Source organism: Spirosoma sp. KCTC 42546 (genome assembly GCF_006965485.1).
Taxonomy (GTDB): Bacteria; Bacteroidota; Bacteroidia; order Cytophagales; family Spirosomataceae; genus Spirosoma.
Genome location: NZ_CP041360.1, coordinates 6,945,351 through 6,967,309 on the forward strand (window position 1 = coordinate 6,945,351; position 21,959 = coordinate 6,967,309).

Sequence of the window (21,959 nt, forward strand, 5' to 3'; positions counted from 1 at the left end):
AAAAGGAGAATCCGACAAAACCCAATTTTTTCCATAATACATCACATACACAGATATATTACAGGGAAAGTTAACGAATTTGTCTGGTAATTTCACTGGTCTCATTGCGCTCTTTCAGAGGTATTTACGCGATGGCCTATTGAGCAATCTATCCAATTGCTATGTCATATCTAAGTAAAAACACCTACGAATACGGCCTTATTTTAATCAATAAAGTGTTGTATAAATCAGGCAAAAGCTAATAAAGGTTGACCTTACAACCCGCCTGTTTTTCAAGTAGTTTAGTCAAGAAAACTACCCAACTAAATCAGCTATTTATTTTTATACCTGCTGGTTTATCCAGCTTAATGATATACAAAAAAAGTGTCGGGTTCTTCAACCCGACACCGCTGTAAACCGAACACCGTACGTTGACTAAGCCAACCGGTTGATACAGTTCAAATCTTCGAACGCAATTTTCAGGCGTTGCACCATGCTTTCTTCGCCTTTACGCAGCCACACACGTGGATCATAATATTTTTTGTTGGGCGAATCAGAGCCTTCGGGGTTACCCAACTGCGATTGCAGATAACCTTCTTTCGACTTGTAGTATTTCAGGATACCTTCCCACATAGCCCATTGCATATCGGTATCGAGGTTCATTTTCACCGCTCCGTAGCGGATAGCTTCCCGGATTTCTTCGCGGCTCGAGCCTGATCCACCGTGGAATACGAAGTTCACAGGCAGTGGTCCCGTATTATAGTGCTCCTGAATGTATTTCTGCGAATTGTCCAGAATGATCGGCGACAGCTTCACGTTACCTGGCTTATATACGCCATGCACGTTTCCAAAAGCAGCAGCAATGGTGAAGTTCGGCGAGATTTTGCTCAGTTCTTCGTAGGCATAAGCCACTTCCGAAGGCTGCGTGTAGAGTTTAGAATCGTCAACATCGGAGTTGTCAACACCATCTTCTTCACCACCGGTAACGCCCAATTCAATTTCGAGGGTCATGCCAATTTTTGCCATCCGCTCAAAGTATTTCGAGCAGATTTCGATGTTCTCTTCAATCGGCTCTTCCGACAGATCAAGCATGTGCGACGAATACAGGGGCTTTCCTGTTTGATCAAAATGCTTTTCGCCAGCGGCCAGCAGACCATCAATCCAGGGCAGGAGTTTCTTCGCGCAGTGGTCGGTGTGCAGAATCACGGGTACGCCATAAATTTCGGCTACGTGGTGAACATGCAAAGCACCTGAAATGGAGCCAGCAATGGCCGCTTGTTGTTTATCGTTAGGCAGGCTTTTGCCAGCATAGAAAATACCACCACCATTCGAGAACTGAACAATAACCGGGGAATTTACAGCTTTAGCTGTTTCCAGTACGGCATTTACAGAGTCAGTACCGACAACGTTGACGGCAGGCAGGGCGTAATCATTTTCGTTGGCGTGACGGAAAAGTTCGGTAACGCCTTCGCCGGTTACAACGCCGGGGGCAAAACGGGTGGCTGCTTCGCTCATAATTAGGGATTATTTTTGGATTCGTTCAAGAAATAGTTTACCGAAAGTTCGACCGGCTAACCTATTTGATTTCAGTGGGTAAAGTTGGGAATATTAGCGGAATATTGCTACGATCTGTTGATATTGCCCCATCTACAATCCAGTTCATCGAATGACCTGAATGATACCCTCTCTGGTAAACGAATCCGGAAAGTCAATGCCTTTCCCATTGAGTCGATACACATACAAACCGCTCGTAACAGGCTGGCCACCATAGGTACCATCCCAGGTTGTCCAGCCCCCTAGCGACGATACACCATCGGTGACCTTATAGATCTGTTCGCCCCAGCGATTATAAATGGTTAGCGTCATATGCTCGGCCCCCGAGCCATAAATAACCAGCGCTTCGTTCATTCCGTCCTGATTGGGCGTAAACGCATCGGGAATAGTAACAACGGGCGGCATGGGAGGGCAGTTGGCAGTAACCTTTACGGAATCAATTGCCTGGCAACCAGCGGATGTACGCACCATTACTGTGTAGGTACCGTAGGTGTATACCTTTAAAAGTCGATCAGCTCCAATTGGTTTTCCGCCACTTGTCCAGGTATAGATTACGTCCGGCAACAAACCAGCATCCAGTTCCTGATAGCCATTGCTGGTGCTAGCCAAACAAGTAGTTATCTGGTGCGAGCCTAGTTGTAGCTTGGGAATAGGATTAAGCGCTACCGTAACCGCAGTCTCGCTTTTACATCCCGTAGTTGTACTAGATGCCGTTAGCTGATATTGCCCACTTTGTCGCGCCAGGGCAGTTGTTCCCGTTATAGAACTGCCATCCGGGAATTGCCAGCGAAAGGCATCCCAATCGGTGGTAGGAACAGCCCGCAGGCTGAGCGTATCCCCGCAAGCTGAGCGAGTTGATGTCGTCAACTGAAAAGGTGCGGGTGCTGTAAACGTGGCCGTTACTTCTTTTTCAGCAAAGCAGGTGGCATCGTCGGGATCGGTGACCCGCACCCGGTACGTTTGGCTGCCACTAATGCCAGACACCGTTAACGAATCCAGTCGATCACGAGCGGATGTAATGCCAAATCCGGTCCATTGAAAGCTCCCCCCGCTCGCATGGGCATTAAGTAAAAACGTACCACAGGAGTCAGGAACGAGTTTAGCGGTAGGATTTGCCTCAACCAGAATAACCCGAATCTCATTGGAAGTTACCTGTATGTCCTGGCATTTCGTTTCGCGCACCTTCAGGCTATACGTCCCCGTTTTAGCGGGCGTCAGTGTGGGCTTATTGCCACCCGCAACGGCAACGCCATCAACATACCACTGATAAATCAGGTAATTGGGATCGAGGTTAATAATCTTCGATTCCAGTAAAAAATTATTGCAGCCACCCGGTTTTTTAAGCGAGATGCTGACCTCAGGTGGCAGTTGTTTTACTTCGTCGATCACAAACGGCATACCCGCCAACGCTTTTCTGCCACTCAGACTAACAGCCTGTGACACCAACCCGCACCCGGTTCCAGACTGATTGGGTTGATTAATGGTTAACAAATAGTTTTCTCCGGGCAGGGCTCCATAGATTTTATCATCAGGCCCTAGTTGTAAAGCGCCAATCCCTTTTGAATAGCTAGTTTGAGCCTGCACCGTCAGCGTTGTGTTAACGGATAAACCAGCCACGTTGATCTGGTAAATCTTTTTACTGAACATGGTAGAAAGATAAAGCAGGCTGTTATCCGGCGAGAACTCCAGTCCATAAGCGCCAACTGTTTCAGCGCTTTCCAGTTTTACGGGATTGGAGATAGCACCCGTTTTATTATCAAAATCGAATACTTCCAGAAACCCGCCCTGAATACTATCCGAAACCGCAACCGCCAGCTTTTTACCATCGTGCGACGGTTTCATATAGCCTTTATTCTGTTGCCGTGTTCCATGTCCTGCGCCAGACAGGGATTGATGCGTACTGCCAACTTTATATACCGTAGGCGTCAGGATCAGGCCGTTGTCATTGAGCAGGTAAACCCGGAACGTATTACTCCCGAATTCATGGGTAATAATCCAGTGATTCAGGTTGTTACAATGCTTGATTACCGTAATTTTTTCTGTGGAAGGCAACAACAGTGGCTTATTTTTATAGGTTAGCCCCCCTAGTCCAGATCCCAGATTCATATCAACATACGCGTACTGCATTCCGGTATTCTGGTTCTGAGTACCCAGCGAAAACACATAAAATTGTTTGGTACTGTTCTGATAGGGCACGATTAGTACCGATTGTGTTGTCTGACTATTGCCTCCCAAGCCCGTAGCACCGGGCATGACTTCGTGATTTCGGTTCCAGATGGTACTGCCGTCGGTGTAAAAAAGTAGTTGACCGTTCTCATCCGACATGCTGGCACATCCTTCCATAGAACGCAATTTTCCATCCGTTACAGCCTGAGGAGTTCCACCATTGAAGGTAACCCCTGCCCCATCGCCAAAATACCAGTTGGAATAGCTTTTAACAGGTTGTGCGTTTACGGGAATCCAGAGGCAACAGAGCGGTAGCAGGAGCATGAATAGGCCTGTTACACCTAGTCGCCCTAACCGAGGTTGGTAAAAGAAGTCTTTCACGTATATCGCTGAGTAAACTTGACCAAAAGGAAGTATGAGCAAAGACAACCTGAAATTGAATTTCTACTTATCAACGTATGACCCTTTTCCGGAAAAATTAGTTGGAGGCTGTAGGCATTAAATTTATCGGCAGAAGTGAATTCTGATGGTAGTTTACCAGATACTATTTACTTGCTATTACAAAACCCGAAAACTAGTAGTTACTCTTTCCCTGAACCATTTTTTCTACCAACTTTGAGCTACTAAACTAAACCCGCTGAATTCTTGAAAACTCTCTTCTTCTGCCCCATGTGGGGTATGGAAAACCTGTCGTATACGGAGGCCGCCAAACGAGTAAAAGCAGCCGGCTACGACGGCATGGAAATTGCCGCTGGGCCAGACAAACGAAATGAAGCCGTTCAGGTCATGCATGATAACGGTCTGGAGCTCATCCTAATGGCCTTTGGGGGCGGGAGCAATTTCGCGGAACACAAGAAAAAGTACCAGGATGATCTGCTGAACATTGCGTCGTACAAACCTTTGTTCATCAACGCGCATACAGGTCACGATTACTTTACCTTCGAGCAAAATGCTGAGTTGATTCAGACGGCCGCAGCGGTTCAGGCACAAACTGGCGTTCGTATTCTACACGAAACCCATCGGGGTCGATTCTCCTACAGTGCACCGGCCATTCAATACTACCTGCTCAAACTACCAGACATGCGCCTTACCGCCGATTATTCGCATTGGGTGAATGTGGCCGAATCGTATCTGGCAGATCAGGCCGGGAACGTGAACCGCGCTATTGCCGTCAGCGACCACATCCATTGCCGGGTGGGCCATCCGGAAGGACCGCAGGTAAACGATCCGCGCGCACCCGAGTGGAAAGACGCCCTCGAAAGTCATGCCAAGTGGTGGGATGCCATCCGCGATCGGCTACAGAAAGCCAACACCCCAACCCTAACCATCACCTGCGAATTTGGCCCGGCGGGGTATCTACCCACCTTGCCCTACACCCAGCAACCCGTTGCTAGTCAGTGGGATGTAAATGTGTTTATGAAGGACTATTTGAAAAAAAGATGGCAGGTATAAGGAGTTACGGTTTGTGATTTACGGGTTACGTTCGTTTACAGTATGATTTTTGCTCTAGATCATAAACTATAGTACCTGCGGGTTGAAAATTTGCAAAAGGTATATGAAAGGAATGTTTTTTAGACAGGATTAAACAGGATTTTTGGGCAATTGAAATCCTGTTTAATCCTGTCCAAAGAATAAGACACAATCTGTGCCCATACTCAGCCAACTAAAACTTGTCCTGCACCCTTCGTAATTCGTACTGCGTAAATCGTAAATTTGAGTATATGATTCGTATCCTATACATACTCTGTCTGTTGTTGATTGTTGCCTTCCAACCCGTGCGGGCGCAACTGGAACAGTCATTACGTATTGAAATCCCCTCCGACCCAGACGAAGCTGAATCGTTCGATGTAACTCCGCTGAACGAACGGGGTGTCCTGATGACCATTCGGACGGGCGGTTTTTATGATACGACGCCTGCAACACTCAATTTCAAGAAATACGACATTAATCTAAAATTGCTCTGGCAAACGTCGTTTAAGCAGGATATAAAATATAAATCTGTGTCAACGTACAACAACGACCAGTACGTTTACCACCTTTTCCGTGAATACGATACGGATCAGTTTCAATTCCTTCGGCTGCATCTCGATGATGGTGTCATAGAGACATACGAAGGTCGCTTAATCGACCAGTTTGATATTCATCAATTCAAAGTTATGGGCGGTCAGGCCTATGTGGGTGGCTACCATCACGGGAGGCCCGTTGTCATGGCGTTCTCTTTCTTCGACCAGTCTACTAAGGTCCTGCCTGGCATGTATGTTAATCGAATGGAAATCAGCAGTCTGGAAATTGATGAAGCCAGACAGGAAGTTAACGTGCTGGTCCACTCGCTTAAGCGTCATTGCAAATTCTCGATCAGAACCTATAATTACGACAGCAAATTACTCCGCACACTGGATTTCGACGGAGCTGAAAATGCGCTTGTCTCGGGAAAACTGTTACCCGTCAATGACCATGAGTCGCTCTTAGTAGGTAACTATTCAACCGACTGCACCCCCTATTCGCAGGGCATTTATGTAACCCGCATTCGACATGGGGAATCTGGCAATACCGCTACTGATGAACCGACTACCGAGATTCAGTACATTGAATTCTCACAGCTCCAGAATTTCTTCAATTATTTAAAACCCAATCGTCAGCAAAAGCTGCTGGCACGGGCAAAAAAGAAGAAAGATGAAGGTAAAGATTACAAATTCCGCTACCGGCTGCTGGTTCACGATTTGCAACCAACGGCTGATGGACTCACATTGGTAGCCGAAGTATATTTCCCACAATATCGGGGTAGTGCCTTAGGATATGGTGGCTATTTACGTGGAGCCGACCGGTATGAGGGGTATCGGTACACGCACGCCTTCATCTGCGGCTTCGACAAACAAGGAAAACTCCTTTGGGATAACTGCTTCCCAATTAAAGAACTGCTCAGTACTGACCTGACCGAAATGGTACAGGTATCGCAACAGGGCGACCGCATGGTACTAGCTTACCCTAGTGATGGAGAGATTACGACTGAGGTAATTCAGGGGAATAAAATTCTGAAAGAAACTGAGAAGTTCAAGCTCCTGACCAATGCAGAGAATGAAAAAGTAACGTTCTCAGCGCAGGATAACCTGATGGCGTGGTACGGTCGTCACTTTATAGCCTGTGGTTTTCAGAAAATTGCTCCATCCAAACACGTTTCCACCCAACGGGAAGTGTTTTACCTGAACAAGCTGACCTATAGCGAGGAAAATCAGCCAGCGAAATCAACCAGCGTTAAGACCCGAAAAAGCGACGGATCAGAACGATAAGCAGGTTCAGGATAATACTAACCACAATGCAAGTAACAATAGGAAAATAGAAACCACCCCCATTTTTCCCTTCTATACGAATATCGCCCGGCAAACGGCCTAACCAGCCTAGTTTGTCGCCAAAAAAGTACACGATCAGGCCAATTAAGACAATGACAGCTCCGGCTAGTATGATGTATTTACCGATTGATGGGTTCATAGTAGTAGAATGACAAAAAACAGGCTTCTAAAATAAATACAATATTAATAACCCCTCACTTGCTTTTTCGGTAATTTCTCCTTAATTTTGCACCAGATTTTACAAGCGACATCCGTCGCGTCTCTGTTACTCTCCTTTTTACACGCTGAGTTTAGGTCTGACAGAGCCAATGTACGGATGTACAGGATGGGTTTCTGGGTGGACGCTTCATGAGTGAAGCTTTTGCGCGTGGGCTAATCGTCAATCGGTCGTATCGGTATAAGCCGCAGAGTCGGCACCGGTCGTTGTTCGTTTCCCCCTTTTGATGAGGGCGGGGGAAAATTGGGTCCTAGTTGGGTCGTTGGGCAGCTTCGTTCGTTGGGCAATTCTCGCAATATCGCGCCGTTCACTGGCACACACTCGTCTTCGTTTGGATGATTTATTTTATTTAATCATTTCCAATTAATGAAAACGAAAACAACCAAAGCCGTTGATCAAAACGATCTTCTGGATATTGAAAAAGTAGCAGCCGAAATGGCCGCTAGCGCAGTTTCTCCCGTTACTGAAGTTAAAACGGCGAAAGTCCCTAAAAAGAAAGTTGCTAAACCAGGCATCGAACTTACACCAGAAATCAATGCGGAAGATACTGCCGTTGAGACCGTTGTTGAAGGCATTGCCGATAAAGTAGTTATCGTTGCGGATGCGCCTGTTACAACGGAAGCTGAAGCAATAACACCCGTTACCACTAACGCTCCCGTAGTGGAAGTGGCTCCTAAAGTTGATCCAAATCAAATTTTATTCTCTAGTTTAGCTATTTCGCCCGAACTATTACAAGCCGTAACCGACATGGGCTTTATCAGCCCATCGCCGATTCAGGCCGAAGCGATTCCACCCATTCTGGCTGGTCGCGATGTGATTGGACAGGCGCAAACCGGAACAGGCAAAACAGCTGCGTTTGGTATTCCTGCACTTGAACTGATTGATGTTCAGGATCGCTCGGTACAAACGCTGATCCTCTGCCCTACCCGCGAATTAGCGTTACAGGTAGCCGAAGAAATTAAGAAACTGGCCAAACACAAGCGGGGCGTTCGTATCGAAGCGATCTACGGTGGTGATTCCATCGAACGGCAGATTCGGTCGCTCAAAAGCGGTGTTCATATCGTAATTGGTACGCCAGGTCGTGTTATGGATCACATGGAGCGTAACACCCTCAAACTCGACAACGTTAAGATGATGATTCTTGACGAAGCCGATGAGATGCTGGACATGGGCTTCCGTGAAGATATTGAAAGCATTTTACAGGACATGCCCGAAGAACGGCAGACGATCCTGTTCTCGGCCACGATGTCGAAACCAATTATGCAGATCACGCAAAAATTCCTGCAGGATCCTGTGCTGGTGAAAGTGGTTAAGAAAGAATTGACCAACATCAACATTGAGCAGGTCTATTTTGAAGTGAAACCAAAAGCGAAAGTTGAGGTAATGTGCCGTCTGATCGACATGTACGACCTGAAACTGCTGCTGGTATTCTGTAACACCAAACGTAAGGTTGACGAAATCGTAGAAGATCTGCAAATCCGTGGTTATCAGGCAGAAGGCTTGCATGGTGATCTGCGCCAGTCGCAACGGACCAACGTAATGAGCAAGTTCCGGGCCGGTACAACCAGTATTCTGGTAGCTACCGACGTAGCCGCTCGGGGTATCGACGTTGACGATGTAGATGCCGTTATTAACTTCGACATTCCGCTCGACGAAGAATATTATGTACACCGCATTGGCCGGACGGGCCGCGCTGGCAAATCGGGCCGGGCGTTCTCGATGGTGGGTCGCGATGAGAAATATCGTTTCCGCGAAATTCAGTCGTACACGAAAGTACGGGTTGAAAAAGGTGTAATCCCATCCTTTGAAGATATCGTTGGTGTGCGTAAGGCTCGTTTCATCGAGCAATTGCAAGAGACGATTAAGGAAAGCAAAGACCTGAATCTGTACGACGATTTACTGACGCAACTGCATCATACCGGCTTCTCGACCGAACAGATCGTAGCAGCCCTGGTGAAACGCAGCATGGGTCTGGAGAAAAACGAATTCGCTGATCAAAATCTAGGCCTTGAAGATGATCGCCGTCGTGAAGAACGAGGTCGTGGAAATGACCGTTACGCTGATCGTGGACGCGGTGAAGGCGGTGGCCGTTTCGAGGACCGTCGGGGTGGTGGCAATCGCTTTGGCGAACGCGACGACCGGGGGGCACGTTTTGGCCGTAATGACGGACCAGAGCGCCCACGTTTTGCCGATCGGGATCGTAATGAGCGTTCAGGCCGTGATGGTGAGCGCAAGCCTTATTTCGATCGGGACGACAAACGGGTTCCCCGCGAGCGTGAAGCCAATATGACCCGCCTGATGGTGAGCATTGGCCGCAAGGACTTCGTTCGTCCGGGCGATATTGTAGGTGCCATTGCCGGTGAAGCCAATATTCCAGGCAACAGCATCGGAAGCATCGACATCTTCGACAAATTCACGTATGTGGACGTACCGAAAGATGTTGCCAACCGCGTTGTTGACGTAATGGAAGGGAACACGATTAAAGGTCGCCGGGTAAATATTGAAATTGCACGGTAAGCACTAATTTCTGAGTTCATAAAAAACGCCAGGCTGTTTCGACAGCCTGGCGTTTTTGTTTTTATCAATTTGAAGATCCTACCGATGCAACGTCTTGACTGTAGCCTTGTCTTTGTGAGTAAGTAGCGTGGAGCACGGTGCATGGAGTTAGGTTTAACCCCGCTCCATGCACCGTGCTCCACGCCAAACCCCAAACATATGCTACGCAGCTACATCAAAATCGCCTGGCGCAACCTCTGGAAAAACAAGACGTTCTCCTTCATCAACATTCTGGGACTTGCCTTAGGTATGGCCTGTAGCCTGCTCATTATGATCTGGGTACAGGATGAACGACATATGGACAGGTTCCATAAAAACGATAGTCGTCTTTACCGGGTGATGGAAAATCAACACTACACGGGCGTTGTCAATACGTTTGCTTCCACACCGGGCATTCTAGCCGAAAACATCGTTAAAGACATTCCAGAGATCCAGATGGCCAGCCAGATGCTTTGGGAGAATACCCCCTTATTTACAGTGGGGAATACCTTTGAGAAAGAAAAAGGACGCTTTGTACAGGGAGATTTTTTGACGATGTTCTCATTTCCACTCAAAGAAGGCAACCCCAAAACAGCACTCAAACGCCCCGATGGACTGGTCATCTCCCAGAAACTAGCCGACAAATATTTTAAAGGGCAGGACCCAATGGGCAAAACTGTTCGGATTGACAATACCGACGATGTAATGGTAACCGGCATATTGGCCGACATGCCAGAATCGTCCTCGCTGAAGTTCGATTTCCTGATGAGCTATGACCGCTGGCAAAAAACCAATAAATGGGCAAGAGAATGGGGGAACAATGGTCCCCGCTGTTATGTATTACTGGCCCAGAATGCATCTGTCGATAAGGTAAATGCCAAGATTAAAACCTACATCAAGACTAAGAACAAAAACAGTAATGTTGAGCTGTTTCTGCAAAATTACGGTGAGTCGTACCTGTATTCGAATTGGGATGCGGGCAAGCAAAACGGAGGCCGGATCGAGTACGTAAAAACATTCTCCATTGTCGCCATTTTTATTCTGGCCATTGCCTGCATCAATTTCATGAACCTAGCCACGGCTCGCTCTGTCAAACGATCCAAAGAAGTGGGGGTTAGGAAAGTAGTTGGCGCTTACAGAAACAGCCTGATTGGTCAATTCCTTGGTGAGTCGATGCTCATCACTCTGCTATCCCTGGTATTCTCGGTGTTGATCGTTCTGCTCATATTACCCGTCTTTAATACCCTAACTGAGAAGCACCTTTCGCTCGATTTTTCCAATCCCACATTCCTATTGCTACTTCTTGCGTTAGCGGTTCTAACAGGTCTTGTATCGGGAAGTTATCCCGCTCTGTTTATGTCGTCGTTGAATCCCGTGGTCATCCTGAAAGGAGCGCTGAAATTTAAAGCGAGTGCTACCTATTTTCGCAAGGGGTTGGTAGTCCTTCAGTTTGGGCTTTCCATCATGCTGATTTTGGGTACCATTGTCGTATATCGCCAGATTCAGTTTATTCAAACCAAAAATCTCGGCTACGACCGCGAAGGGCTGCTTTATATGCCGTTAGAAGGAGATTTAGCCAAAAATTTCCAAACGTTCCGGCAGGAATTGGAACGAGAACCGGGCATTAAGTCGGTCACCTGTGCTCAATCGGACCCACTCGAAGTAGGTAGTTCGACGCAGGGCGTTAAGTGGCCTGGAAAAGATACCACCCAACTGATACTCTTCAGCCAGAATGCTATTTCGTACGATTATGTAAAAACGATGGGCATTAAACTGCTCGATGGTCGCGACTTTTCGCCCGACTTTAGCACCGACACAAGCAACTACCTCATTAACGAAGCCGCTGCCCGAAAAATGGGTTACAAAACACCCGTGGGCAAGGAAATGACCATGTGGGATAAAAAAGGAAAGATCATTGGCCTAATGAAAGACTTTCACTATAACTCCCTTCATTCGGCCATTGAACCATTGATTTTACATTTACAGCGTGGCGTCAATGATACAACCAATTACTGGGGAAGTGTATTAGTCCGCACACAAGCGGGGCAAACGAAACAGGCTGTCGCGAGTCTGGAAGCTAGTTTTAAGAAATTCAATCCGCACTTCCCGTTCAAATACTCCTTTACCGATCAGGAATTCGCGAACTTGTACAAGGCAGAAAACACGGTTAGCAAGCTTTCAAGTTATTTTGCTTTTCTGGCCATTTTCATTTCCTGCCTGGGCCTGTTTGGATTAGCCACGTTCACCGCCGAGCAACGTACGAAAGAAATTGGCATTCGAAAAGTACTGGGGGCCAGCGTTCCCAACCTCATCGGCATGTTGTCGAAAGAGTTCATTCTCTTAGTGCTACTGGCAGCCTTCATTGCGTTTCCGCTGGGTTGGTATTTTTTAAGCGGCTGGCTCGAAAAATACGCTTATCGGATCAACCTGGAGTGGTGGTATTTTCTCGTAGCCATCATGTCGGCGGTACTGATCGCCTTGTTCACCGTTAGTTTCCAAAGCATCAAAGCTGCGCTGATGGACCCGGTGAAGAGTTTACGAACCGAATAATGTAGAGACGCAAGTATGCGTCTCTACTCGTAATAATAGCCGAAGATGATTCCCATTTCATCCTCGCTGGTCAGGCCAAAACTGACAGCTTTCGTTGTGGTGTTGTTGTACGTAATTTCGGAAGTGAGCCCTTCGCCTTTCAGTAGGCTGATGGGCGTTGCGAACGTGATTATATCAGGATGTTCCCAGTCCGTTGAGGTATAAACCACCTCACCGTCACGCGTGCCGCCTTTGATTTTTATGACAAACTTCTCACCTAGCTTGTGCATATGAGAGGTTAGCGTCAGAACCTTACGAGGCTTATCGAACGTAAATGATTTCGTCATTGTAACGCGCGTATTGGCCGGAAGCGTAAGATTTGTATTACTCAGATTTAGGGTCTGCACAACCTTCTGTACAGTCGACTTATCAACTGTGTACAAATTTATCTGTGCTTCGCCTTTCATAACTGTTGTCGTTTTATTGACAAAGTGCGAATTCAGATCGAGCGATGCTCCAGCCGGAATAAGCAGAGCGGTTCCGGCCGGAAACACATAATCCTGATACTGAGCCTGCGAACCAGCGAAATACACATGGTTCGACATGGAAATAGCCGTCAATAGATTAAGTGAATTATCCGGGTTACGGAGATCACGAATGTCATTTAGATTCGGGAGGGTACTTTTATTCTGAAAATCGTACGCAACAAAATGGTGGCTTCCACTGCGCATCTTGGTTTCGTACCGATTCACATAAATGTCCTGCGTATTACCAACCAGCCGACGCGTAAATAGCTCCCGCTCAAAGTTTGGCTGGATATCGAACAAAGGTACAGCCATCTGAAAACCCACTCCAACTGCCGGAACGGGTAAGGGTTCATAGGTAGTTACCGTAATCGTTTTATCATCTAACAATTTGGCATCGGCTACACTGTCTGTCTTAGGCGCTCCCGCTTCAATCCAACGCCGAACAAACTCAATTTGCCCATCAGGTAGGGTTGCACCACCTAACGGCATTGGATTACCATACTGCTTCCCCGAATGGTGACCAGCCGAAATATTCAATTTATGGTATAGTAAGCTTTCCAGCGATGCAAACGCTTTTACCCGCTTGAGACCATCTGCTTTGGCATCACTATTTTTAGGATCAACGCCCACTAAGTTTTCGTAAGCGACACCCGCAGCCAGTACAAGCCCATGTTGGATGAATGTGGCGTCTTTTTCGGACAAATGGCAGCCCGATGTAGCGCAGGAAGGGGTTAGTATCTTCTGCTGAATCAGATCGAAAGAGGCCATTTTAGCAGGATCTGGAGAGTCTGTAGCCGATTTAGTACAAGACACCAGATTCAGCAGCACAGCCGAAACACCAATACTCAGGCCTAAGCGCGTATAAGTCAGGAAGTTCATAATTGGTTTAGGCACAAATGTCCTTTCGAAAGATAACGTAATTCGAAAGAATTTCCGTTAACTATTCATTAAAACTGTAGGACAAAATCCTGTTTCGGCTGTTCCTGCCGAAAGAAAACCAAGCCTACCCAGAACAAATCAACGGTTACGCTGACGCTTGAGTGTGCTTTTATATAGGCCCATGCCTGCTCCATTTCTGCCGACCAATGAATGTCGTCGAATACAAAAACGGTATCATTATGGATATTCGTCAGGCATGTTTCAAAATAACGTACAGTGGGTTCGTAGCGGTGATTGGCATCGAAAAAGACAAAGTCAATTGGCGCTAGGTTGACCACCGCAGAAGCCAGTGTTTCGTCTAGGTTACCCACAACGATATCCACATTCTGAACACCTAAGTGGGTGAAATTCTGCCGGGCAATGGCCGCGGTTTCCGGGCAACCTTCAAACGTGAGTACATGCCCATTGCATGATTTTGTCGCTTCGGCCAGATAAGCGGTCGTCATCCCCAATGATGTCCCCAGATCAACAATTGTCTTCGACTGAAACCGCTGAATAAGCCGGAATAACAACCGACCAAAGCGGGCGGGCTTCTGGGAATTACGGGCAATATCACCAATCGTCCGTTGGCGGGATGGATTCACTTTAGAACCCGCACCAAAATCAGCAATCGTAATGAGCTGTTTGCTCTTACGAAGTTCCTTTCGTAGTGCCTGAATAGGGGTAAATACCGTATTCGAAGCCCGTTTAGCCCGAATAACCTCTGTGTATAAGGAAAAGAGAAAAGGGGAATGAAGCGAATGTTCGTCGCGGGCGCGACTTAGGTAACGAAGATAAGCGGTAATCAAAATGAATAATAGATAATGACTAATGGATAATGAAGGCTAGCAGCTCTACATGAATGTCAATGGAGCCAATCATTACTCATTGACCATTGTTCATTATCCATTGTACATTAATTTAACTTATAAGGTACAACCATCGTAAATTCGGGAATACCAATGCGGAGTTGTTTCCCGTCAATCATCCGTTCGACCAGATACGTACCCGTCATTTTCCCGATACTGGACCGAAGGTTACAGCCCGATACGTATTCATGCACCTCGCCTGGCTCCAGGACAGGCTGTAGCCCCACAACACCTTCGCCTTCAACTTCGCGAACCGTTCCGTTCGAGTCAAAGATCAACCAATGACGACGGAGCAACTGAATAGTATAGTCGCTGGCGTTTTCAATGGTAATACGGTAGGTAAATACGTAATGGGCCTGAAGCGGACTTGAGTAATCGGCCTGATACTCGGTCTTCACGCTAACTTTTACGCCTTCTGTGACTGACGAAACCATAAATTTAGTATCGTTTGCAACCTTAAAACGAAAATTAAGTTGATTAGTTTTGTTACGCAAGAACTGCCATGAAAATATTTTCAAGGATCAGGTTCTAGCGCTCGTAGGCGTATAATGCCTTATCACCTTTATCAGTTCCCTTCATGAACGTATCCATTGCCGAATCGTGGAAAATCCACCTGCAAGCTGAATTCAACAAACCTTATTTCATTGAACTTGCCGAGTTTATTCGGCATGAATATAGTACGCAACGTGTTTTTCCGCCCGGCCGATTGATTTTCAATGCCTTTGACAAATGTAGTTTTGATAACACGCGCGTTGTTATTCTTGGTCAGGACCCATACCATGGCGAAGGGCAAGCCAACGGCCTCGCCTTTTCGGTAGCCGACGGAATCACGAAGCCCCCCTCATTAATCAATATATTTAAGGAAATACAGGACGACCTGGGCAAACCGGTGCCTAAGTCTGGGAATCTCGAACGCTGGGCCAGTCAGGGTGTTATGCTATTAAACGCTACCCTTACCGTGCGTGCAGGGCAGGCGGGGTCACATCAGGGGAAAGGCTGGGAAACGTTCACGGATGCGGTTATCAAACTAATCTCCGACGAAAAACGCCACGTTGTTTTTATGCTTTGGGGCGCTTATGCTCAAAAAAAAGGCGCAATCATCGACGGCAAAAAGCACTTGATTCTGAAAGCCAAGCACCCCTCCCCTATGGCGGCTAATTATGGTGGCTGGTTTGGCACCAAACACTTCAGTCAGGCCAATGCATACCTGGAGAGCAATGGACTGGCTCCTATTGAATGGTAGGTTTACGGTAGTCGGTTTATAGCTTTCAGTGTATGTAGACCAGCGCGAACAATACTGAGATATCGGCCATCATAAACCATATACCGAAAATCAGTGCGACTTATAATCTGTTTGTAAACCTGTGCAGATCCAGTTAGCCAGCGCCTGCCGATTATCGGCGAGTAAAAAACGCTGTTGATCTTTTCCATTACGGATATTTCCCAACTCAATAAAAACGGTAGGCGGGTGGCTATTTTTAACCACATACAAACTACTCCGATCCGATACGGTGCCTAAATAATTACGCGTAGGCTGGCTGCGCTTGTAGCCAGATTGGAAACTTTTATGAATATGTTTAGCTAACTTTTTTCCCACCTTACTATTTTCATGGTGGTAGAAAAAGACGTCAATGTTCTGGCCTTCGCTTCGGCTATCGACATGAATAGTCACCATACGCTGGTAAGCCTCCCGATGTTTTGCGTGTAATTTATTGACGGCATCCGTACCCTGACGCAGCCGCAAGGTCTGGTTTAATGGAATCGTTTGATTAGGATAGGTAACCTCATCATGATCCAATTTTAATACACTCCCATCTCGAATTCCATCATTCGGATCACGGACAATCATGTAGGTAGTAGCGCCGTGCTCCATGAGGGCGCGAGCTAATCGGATCGTTACGTCATAGGCATACTCATCTTCAGGCAACACATATTTCCCGTACCGCCCAATGGCACCAGGATCTGGCCCGCCATGTCCCGAAACCAAATAATATACCGCCCCTTTCAGTTTCTGATCTTTAACGGTCACATGAGTTGATCCCGGTAACGACGTGGGCAATAGAGAATTTCTCTTTTTTTCAGCCTTTGCTGCGTTCAGTGTCTTACTCGATTTATGACGGACTAACCGCATCTTACGGCTTACAGATGCTTTTCGAAGCGTTTTCGCTACTCGGCTCTTACTATGATTTGTCCGGGCAATAGCGTGACTACCTTTTCCTTTGGCCAACGCCAAATGAGATTCTCCAGGACTCAGCATTAAAATCAGGAATATTACAGTCCAGATACAGTTGCCGTCATTCGATTTCATAACTAAAAAATTGTCAACGTATAGACTTATAAACGAGTCAATTAGTCACCAAATTATGCGTAAGCCAAACCCCCAGATTTGCGACAACGTGCGTAGGCAAATCTGGGGGTTTAGCTTATCGTATGCTTCAGTCTTGTTAATCAATCGTCCGGAACAGGCGATTCCATCGGATTTTATTCCAGATGTTAGCCGGATTAGGGTCGAGTGACATCCAGACAAATACGGCTTTACCCACGATGTGATCTTCAGGGACAAATCCCCAGAATCGCGAATCAAGTGAGTTGTCGCGGTTATCGCCCATCATGAAGTAGTAATCCTGTTTGAACGTATAGGAGGTTATTGACTTCCCGTCGATTTTAATGCTCGTTGGCGCTACTTCAACCTTGTCGTTTCCTTCATAGAGTTGAATAACTGGTCCGTATAGGGCAATAGTCTGCGCATTAAGCTGAATCGTTACGTCTTTTTTCGGAATCGTGATTGGGCCAAAGTTATCGTGGTTCCATTTGAACGTTGGTGTGCCGTAAATCATAGGAGCCATTTCACCCGGCTTTTCAGACATTGGTTCAATGCCTTTCACCCAATCAAATCCCTTGAACTTAGCAATTACCTCCTGAGTGGTATTAACGCTGTAACCCACCATTGTTGAGGTTTTGGTCGAGTCGTTATATTGCTCCAGTGGCTTCCAGTTTTCCGTTGGCTGGCTGGGGTCACGATAATCATTTACGATATCGTACTTACGGAAGAAATTCGCATCCAGCACTTCTGTCGTTTTAATGAAATACTTCTGCTCAGAGCGCGGAGGAGTGGGAAATGGTTTTCCGTTCACAAACACCTCGCGTTGCCGTACTTCCAGTACATCGCCTGGAATACCAATGCACCGTTTGATGTAGTTGGTTTTCAGGTCAACGGGATAATCAATATTGTCGTTCAGGTATTTAGGTGGCACATTGAATACAACGACATCGCCATTCTTAACGTGGGTAAAACCGGGTAGCCGATACGATGGCAACTGAATAGCTGTACTGTAGGATGGAATATCCGTTCCCCAAATTTTCTGGTGGGTAAGCGGAACCTGTAGGGGTGTTCGAGGAGTACGGGTGCCGTAATGCAGCTTGCTTACGAACAGGAAATCGCCAACCATCAGGCTGTTTTCCATCGAGGGGGTTGGAATGGTGAAGGCTTCCATAAACAGCCACCGAATCAACGTAGCAGCCACGACGGCAAATAAGACGGAATCGAACCACTCCCGAATGGGCGATTTCTTCGCTTTAGCCGGTTGCACTTCGGCTCTGGTTTTAACTTCAGACATATTTACTACTGATGAATTATGACGGGGTGGCATCGGCATCCGACGCCCACGCGGTGATAAATGAGGTATCGAAACTATAAGACTCCTGTAAATCAGTAACGAAATTACGAAGATATGGCGATTTTATTGGGCCATTTATGCATAATTCATCATTACCCCAGTAAGTCATCCATGCCAAACACGCCCTCACGGCCCACCAGCCACTCGGCAGCAACCACGGCGCCAAGCGCAAATCCCTGCCGACTGTGGGCCGTATGGGTAATTTCTATTCGATCCACATCCGATTCGTACCGAACGGTGTGCGTACCGGGCACGGTTCCTTCGCGTAATGACTCAATTTCGATGGCATCATCACCCACAGGGGTGGGTTCGTGCCCATATTCATTGTTGATCCAGCGACGCTTGGTGGGCAAGTGCTCCATTACACCCTCCGCCAGTGTGATGGCCGTTCCGCTTGGGGCATCCTTCTTTTCGGTATGATGAATTTCGGTCATCGACACATGATACGATGGATAGTTCCGCATGAACTGCGCCAACGTTTTATTCAACCGAAAAAATAGGTTAACCCCTATGCTATAGTTGGATGCATAGAAAAACGCGCCTTTGTTATCTCGGCATAAGGCTTCAATTTCCGTGCGGTGACTGAGCCAGCCCGTTGTCCCACAAACTACTGGCCACCCCCGCTCCAGACAATAGGTTATATTTTCGGCCGCCGACTCTGGTGAGCTGAATTCAATAACGACATCAACCTCATCAGGTTCCAGATTGGCTAAATCTGCGTGATTATCGGCATCAATGCGTCCTGCGATCTGGTGCCCCCGTCCGAGCGCAATCTGCTCGATCGTTTTACCCATTTTGCCGTAGCCGAGTAGTAGAATGTTCATAGATAGAGGGAGGAGGGAAGAAGGAGGAAGGAAGAAAGGGAGAATAATAGATAGTATTACTTTTCCCTTTCCTCCTTCCTCCCTTTTCTCCTCTTATAATTCATTTAAATGTAAAGGCTACCCGCACGCCTGGCACAAAACCCGATCCAGGCACGGGCAGTATGTTGGGTTCAACGAGCATCGAGATGTCGTCGGTTAAATCAAAAGTTTTTAAATGAGCCGCTACATTGGCTTCCACAATACTGACGGCATACAAAACTACGGACAACAGAATATTTAAATCCCGATAACGTCGATAGGTGTCATAAGCATTCTTAGCACCCGCCGATGTATAAAAGTATTGCTGACCAATAAGGACTTTGTCTGGTAGTGGCTTGTATTCAGCATCTACAGTAAGCGCCTGTGTGATCCCAGTCGGAAATAAAGTAGGATCCAGAGTAACAGGGTACGCTGGCGCTACAAGCTCCTTGTAGAGTAGCCGGCGATATCCCACTTCTGCTTCTTGCGCAAGAGCTCGGTATCTGACGAATAGATAACCCATTACACCATAGCCAGCGTACACAAAGGGCATTTTATAATACTGTCGATTGTAGGCCTGGCCCAACGCAAGCACAGGAATGAGTGCGCGTATGGTTGCCTTTTTGGGGACAATCTTATGAATTTGGGCTTCCTGCTTTGCCGTTACACGGAGTGTGTCGGGACCGTCCAATGAGGTTGAATCATCATCTGGCGTCAGTACAGATTTACCCACCTGAACCGGTACACCATTTCGTCGGATGGTGTTAGGAATGGTATCGGTCGCCGAGCGCACTTGCCGGGTCGAGTCAATAGCAACTGGTGTCAGTGCTGGCTTGATAGCAGGGCGCTGCGCAAAGAGCGGTCCGGCCATTAACAGCAACAATAGGAAAACAACGAATGAGGTTGAAAACGGCTTCATAAACAGACAACGTACAAGACTTCTCTGGTTCGTCCGTTTGATCCCCCTTTTAAAGTAATTTAACACGATTGCGTCTACGAGCTTAGCTCTGCGAGTTCAGTACCTCCAGAATTTTAGTCAGTTCTTCCTGAGAAGTAAACGGAATCTTAATTTCACCCTTATGTTTCTCATCGGCTTTTATGGATACGCGGGTACCAAAAAGCGACGACAATTTAAACTGAAGACTCCGCATTTCCTGTTTGGGTAGGGTAACTCGCCGGGTACTTGTCAGTTCGTGCGCATCGTCAGATAGATTCCGAACGGCTTCTTCAACTTTACGTACCGACCATTCTTCATCAACAGCCTTCGTAAAAAGCCGGATTTGAGCGTCGGGATTTTCAATATTGATAATAGCCCGGGCATGGCCCATCGAAATCTTATTGTCACGAAGCGACGCCTGAATAACCGGGGGTAACTTCAGCAATCGGATGTAGTTATTAACGGTTGTACGGTTTTTACCAACGCGTTCGCCGAGCTCTTCCTGCTTCAGGCTGCACTCGGTAATGAGTCGCTGATAACTAAGGGCAATTTCAATGGCATTGAGGTTTTCACGCTGAATGTTCTCGATCAACGCCATTTCCAGCATCTGCTGGTCATTGGCCGTACGAACATAAGCCGGAATACTTGTCAGACCCGCAATCTTAGACGCCTGCAAACGGCGTTCACCCGCAATAAGCTGATACCGCTCTTTCCCTAACTGCCGAACCGTAATGGGCTGAATAATACCCTGAGTTCGAATGGAGTCAGCGAGTTCCTGAAGCGCTTCAACATCGAATCGGGTTCGGGGTTGAAACGGGTTTGTTTCAATCAGTGCCAAGCCAATTTCGGTCATGGTACTAATCGACTCAAACGGCGACGGCTTCGACTGCCGACTAACCGATTCGCTATCGTGCAATAAGGCACCCAAGCCACGGCCCAATCCTATCATCTTCTTATTCGGTGCTTTGGTGTTTGCGTTGTCCATGTACTTATGGATTTACGATTTACGAATTACGAATTACGATGTGTGTCGCGTAAGCCTAAATCACACATCGTAATTCGTAATTCGTAAATTCTTATGCTTCCTGCGGCATCAAGCCATTCTTAATCAGAATCTCTCGGGCCAGGTTCAGATAACTGACGGCTCCTTTGCTGTCGGCATCCTGCGCCAGGGCCGGAACGCCAAAGCTGGGCGATTCGCTCAGCCGAATGTTACGCGGAATGATGGTACTGAATACCATCTGCTGGAAGTGGCTCGTGACTTCGCCTACAACCTGATTTGACAGACGAACACGCAAATCATACATCGTCAGCAAAATGCCTTCAATAGCCAGATGTGTGTTTAGCCGCGACTGAATAATCTTTATGGTATTGAGCAGTTTGCCCAACCCTTCGAGCGCAAAATACTCGCACTGAACCGGAATAATGACCGAGTCAGCGGCAGTCAGGCTATTGATCGTAATGAGACCTAATGAAGGCGAGCAGTCAATAATGATGAAGTCGTAGTCGTCCCGAATGCTATCGAGCGTTGTCTTCATCTTATCCTCCCGGTTCTGAAGGTTGATCATTTCGATCTCAGCCCCGACCAGGTCGATATGGGACGGCAGCAAATCCAGATTCGGAAAGTCCGTCTGAATAATAGCGTCCTGAGGGCGAACCCCCTCGACCATACATTCGTAAATGCTGTTCTCGATTTCTTTCGGATTGTAACCTAACCCTGACGTGGAGTTCGCCTGTGGATCAGCATCAACAATGAGCGTCTGAAATTCGAGGGCGGCCAAACTGGCGGCCAAATTGATTGTTGTCGTAGTTTTACCGACGCCCCCCTTTTGGTTGGCGATAGCAATGACTTTACCCATGGG

General features: G+C 47.1%; 17 protein-coding genes. 5 read left to right on the plus strand and 12 right to left on the minus strand.

Annotated elements, in window-relative coordinates; all coding sequences use genetic code 11:
• Positions 1-414: 414 nt before the first annotated feature.
• Positions 415-1,494, minus strand: coding sequence for a class II fructose-bisphosphate aldolase (gene fbaA / locus EXU85_RS28355; RefSeq protein ID WP_142775316.1), 1,080 nt, complete (start codon positions 1,492-1,494; stop codon positions 415-417).
• Between the two features lie 144 nt (positions 1,495-1,638).
• Entirely contained in the window at positions 1,639-4,080 is a 2,442-nt protein-coding gene (locus EXU85_RS28360; RefSeq protein WP_246859277.1) for a gliding motility-associated C-terminal domain-containing protein, read from the minus strand.
• A gap of 264 nt (positions 4,081-4,344) precedes the next feature.
• Between EXU85_RS28360 and EXU85_RS28365 the strand changes: the two genes are divergently transcribed.
• Together EXU85_RS28365 and EXU85_RS28370 are read left to right on the plus strand one after the other, a co-directional pair.
• Positions 4,345-5,151: a sugar phosphate isomerase/epimerase gene (locus EXU85_RS28365; RefSeq protein WP_246859279.1), complete on the plus strand. Its 807-nt coding sequence runs from the start codon at positions 4,345-4,347 to the stop codon at positions 5,149-5,151.
• Positions 5,152-5,420: 269 nt separating this feature from the next.
• Complete coding sequence (locus EXU85_RS28370) at positions 5,421-6,986, plus strand: hypothetical protein (RefSeq protein WP_142775317.1); 1,566 nt, start codon at positions 5,421-5,423, stop codon at positions 6,984-6,986.
• On the opposite strand, the gene EXU85_RS28375 is transcribed toward EXU85_RS28370, so the two are convergent.
• Positions 6,952-7,185 carry a DUF2905 domain-containing protein gene (locus tag EXU85_RS28375; RefSeq protein ID WP_142775318.1) on the minus strand — a complete coding sequence of 78 codons (234 nt, stop codon included), beginning with the start codon at positions 7,183-7,185 and terminating at the stop codon, positions 6,952-6,954. The two genes, EXU85_RS28370 and EXU85_RS28375, sit on opposite strands and share 35 nt — an antisense overlap.
• Positions 7,186-7,629: 444 nt before the next feature.
• On the opposite strand from EXU85_RS28375, the gene EXU85_RS28380 reads away from it, so the two are divergent.
• Complete coding sequence (locus tag EXU85_RS28380) at positions 7,630-9,780, plus strand: DEAD/DEAH box helicase (RefSeq protein WP_142775319.1); 2,151 nt, start codon at positions 7,630-7,632, stop codon at positions 9,778-9,780.
• 198 nt (positions 9,781-9,978) lie between these two features.
• Positions 9,979-12,348 (plus strand): ABC transporter permease, encoded by a 2,370-nt coding sequence (locus tag EXU85_RS28385; protein ID WP_142775320.1) that lies wholly within the window; start codon positions 9,979-9,981, stop codon positions 12,346-12,348.
• A gap of 23 nt (positions 12,349-12,371) precedes the next feature.
• Here the strand turns inward: EXU85_RS28385 and EXU85_RS28390 are convergent, their stop codons facing one another.
• From EXU85_RS28390 to apaG, 3 genes are all read right to left on the minus strand, one after another.
• A complete protein-coding gene (locus tag EXU85_RS28390; RefSeq protein ID WP_142775321.1) occupies positions 12,372-13,733 on the minus strand; it encodes a hypothetical protein in 1,362 nt (453 codons plus the stop codon).
• 68 nt (positions 13,734-13,801) lie between these two features.
• On the minus strand, positions 13,802-14,581 hold the full coding sequence (locus EXU85_RS28395) for an O-methyltransferase (RefSeq protein ID WP_142775322.1): 780 nt from the start codon (positions 14,579-14,581) through the stop codon (positions 13,802-13,804).
• A gap of 107 nt (positions 14,582-14,688) precedes the next feature.
• On the minus strand, positions 14,689-15,075 hold the full coding sequence (gene apaG / locus EXU85_RS28400; RefSeq protein WP_111344227.1) for a Co2+/Mg2+ efflux protein ApaG: 387 nt from the start codon (positions 15,073-15,075) through the stop codon (positions 14,689-14,691).
• A gap of 143 nt (positions 15,076-15,218) precedes the next feature.
• Here apaG and ung point away from each other — a divergent pair, with 143 nt between their 5' ends.
• Positions 15,219-15,884, plus strand: a complete 666-nt coding sequence (gene ung, locus EXU85_RS28405; protein ID WP_142775323.1) for a uracil-DNA glycosylase — start codon at positions 15,219-15,221, stop codon at positions 15,882-15,884.
• A gap of 90 nt (positions 15,885-15,974) precedes the next feature.
• On the opposite strand, the gene EXU85_RS28410 is transcribed toward ung, so the two are convergent.
• From EXU85_RS28410 to EXU85_RS28435, 6 genes are all read right to left on the minus strand, one after another.
• Entirely contained in the window at positions 15,975-16,949 is a 975-nt protein-coding gene (locus EXU85_RS28410) for an N-acetylmuramoyl-L-alanine amidase (RefSeq protein WP_246859280.1), read from the minus strand.
• Between the two features lie 136 nt (positions 16,950-17,085).
• On the minus strand, positions 17,086-18,258 hold the full coding sequence (gene lepB, locus EXU85_RS28415) for a signal peptidase I (protein WP_142775324.1): 1,173 nt from the start codon (positions 18,256-18,258) through the stop codon (positions 17,086-17,088).
• A 152-nt stretch (positions 18,259-18,410) separates the two neighbouring features.
• Positions 18,411-19,142: a 4-hydroxy-tetrahydrodipicolinate reductase gene (gene dapB / locus EXU85_RS28420; protein WP_142775325.1), complete on the minus strand. Its 732-nt coding sequence runs from the start codon at positions 19,140-19,142 to the stop codon at positions 18,411-18,413.
• A gap of 100 nt (positions 19,143-19,242) precedes the next feature.
• Positions 19,243-20,079, minus strand: a complete 837-nt coding sequence (locus EXU85_RS28425) for a DUF5683 domain-containing protein (RefSeq protein WP_142775326.1) — start codon at positions 20,077-20,079, stop codon at positions 19,243-19,245.
• 82 nt (positions 20,080-20,161) lie between these two features.
• Positions 20,162-21,082, minus strand: coding sequence for a ParB/RepB/Spo0J family partition protein (locus EXU85_RS28430; protein WP_142775327.1), 921 nt, complete (start codon positions 21,080-21,082; stop codon positions 20,162-20,164).
• Between the two features lie 91 nt (positions 21,083-21,173).
• Positions 21,174-21,956, minus strand: a complete 783-nt coding sequence (locus tag EXU85_RS28435; RefSeq protein ID WP_142775328.1) for a ParA family protein — start codon at positions 21,954-21,956, stop codon at positions 21,174-21,176.
• Between the last annotated feature and the right edge of the window lie 3 nt (positions 21,957-21,959).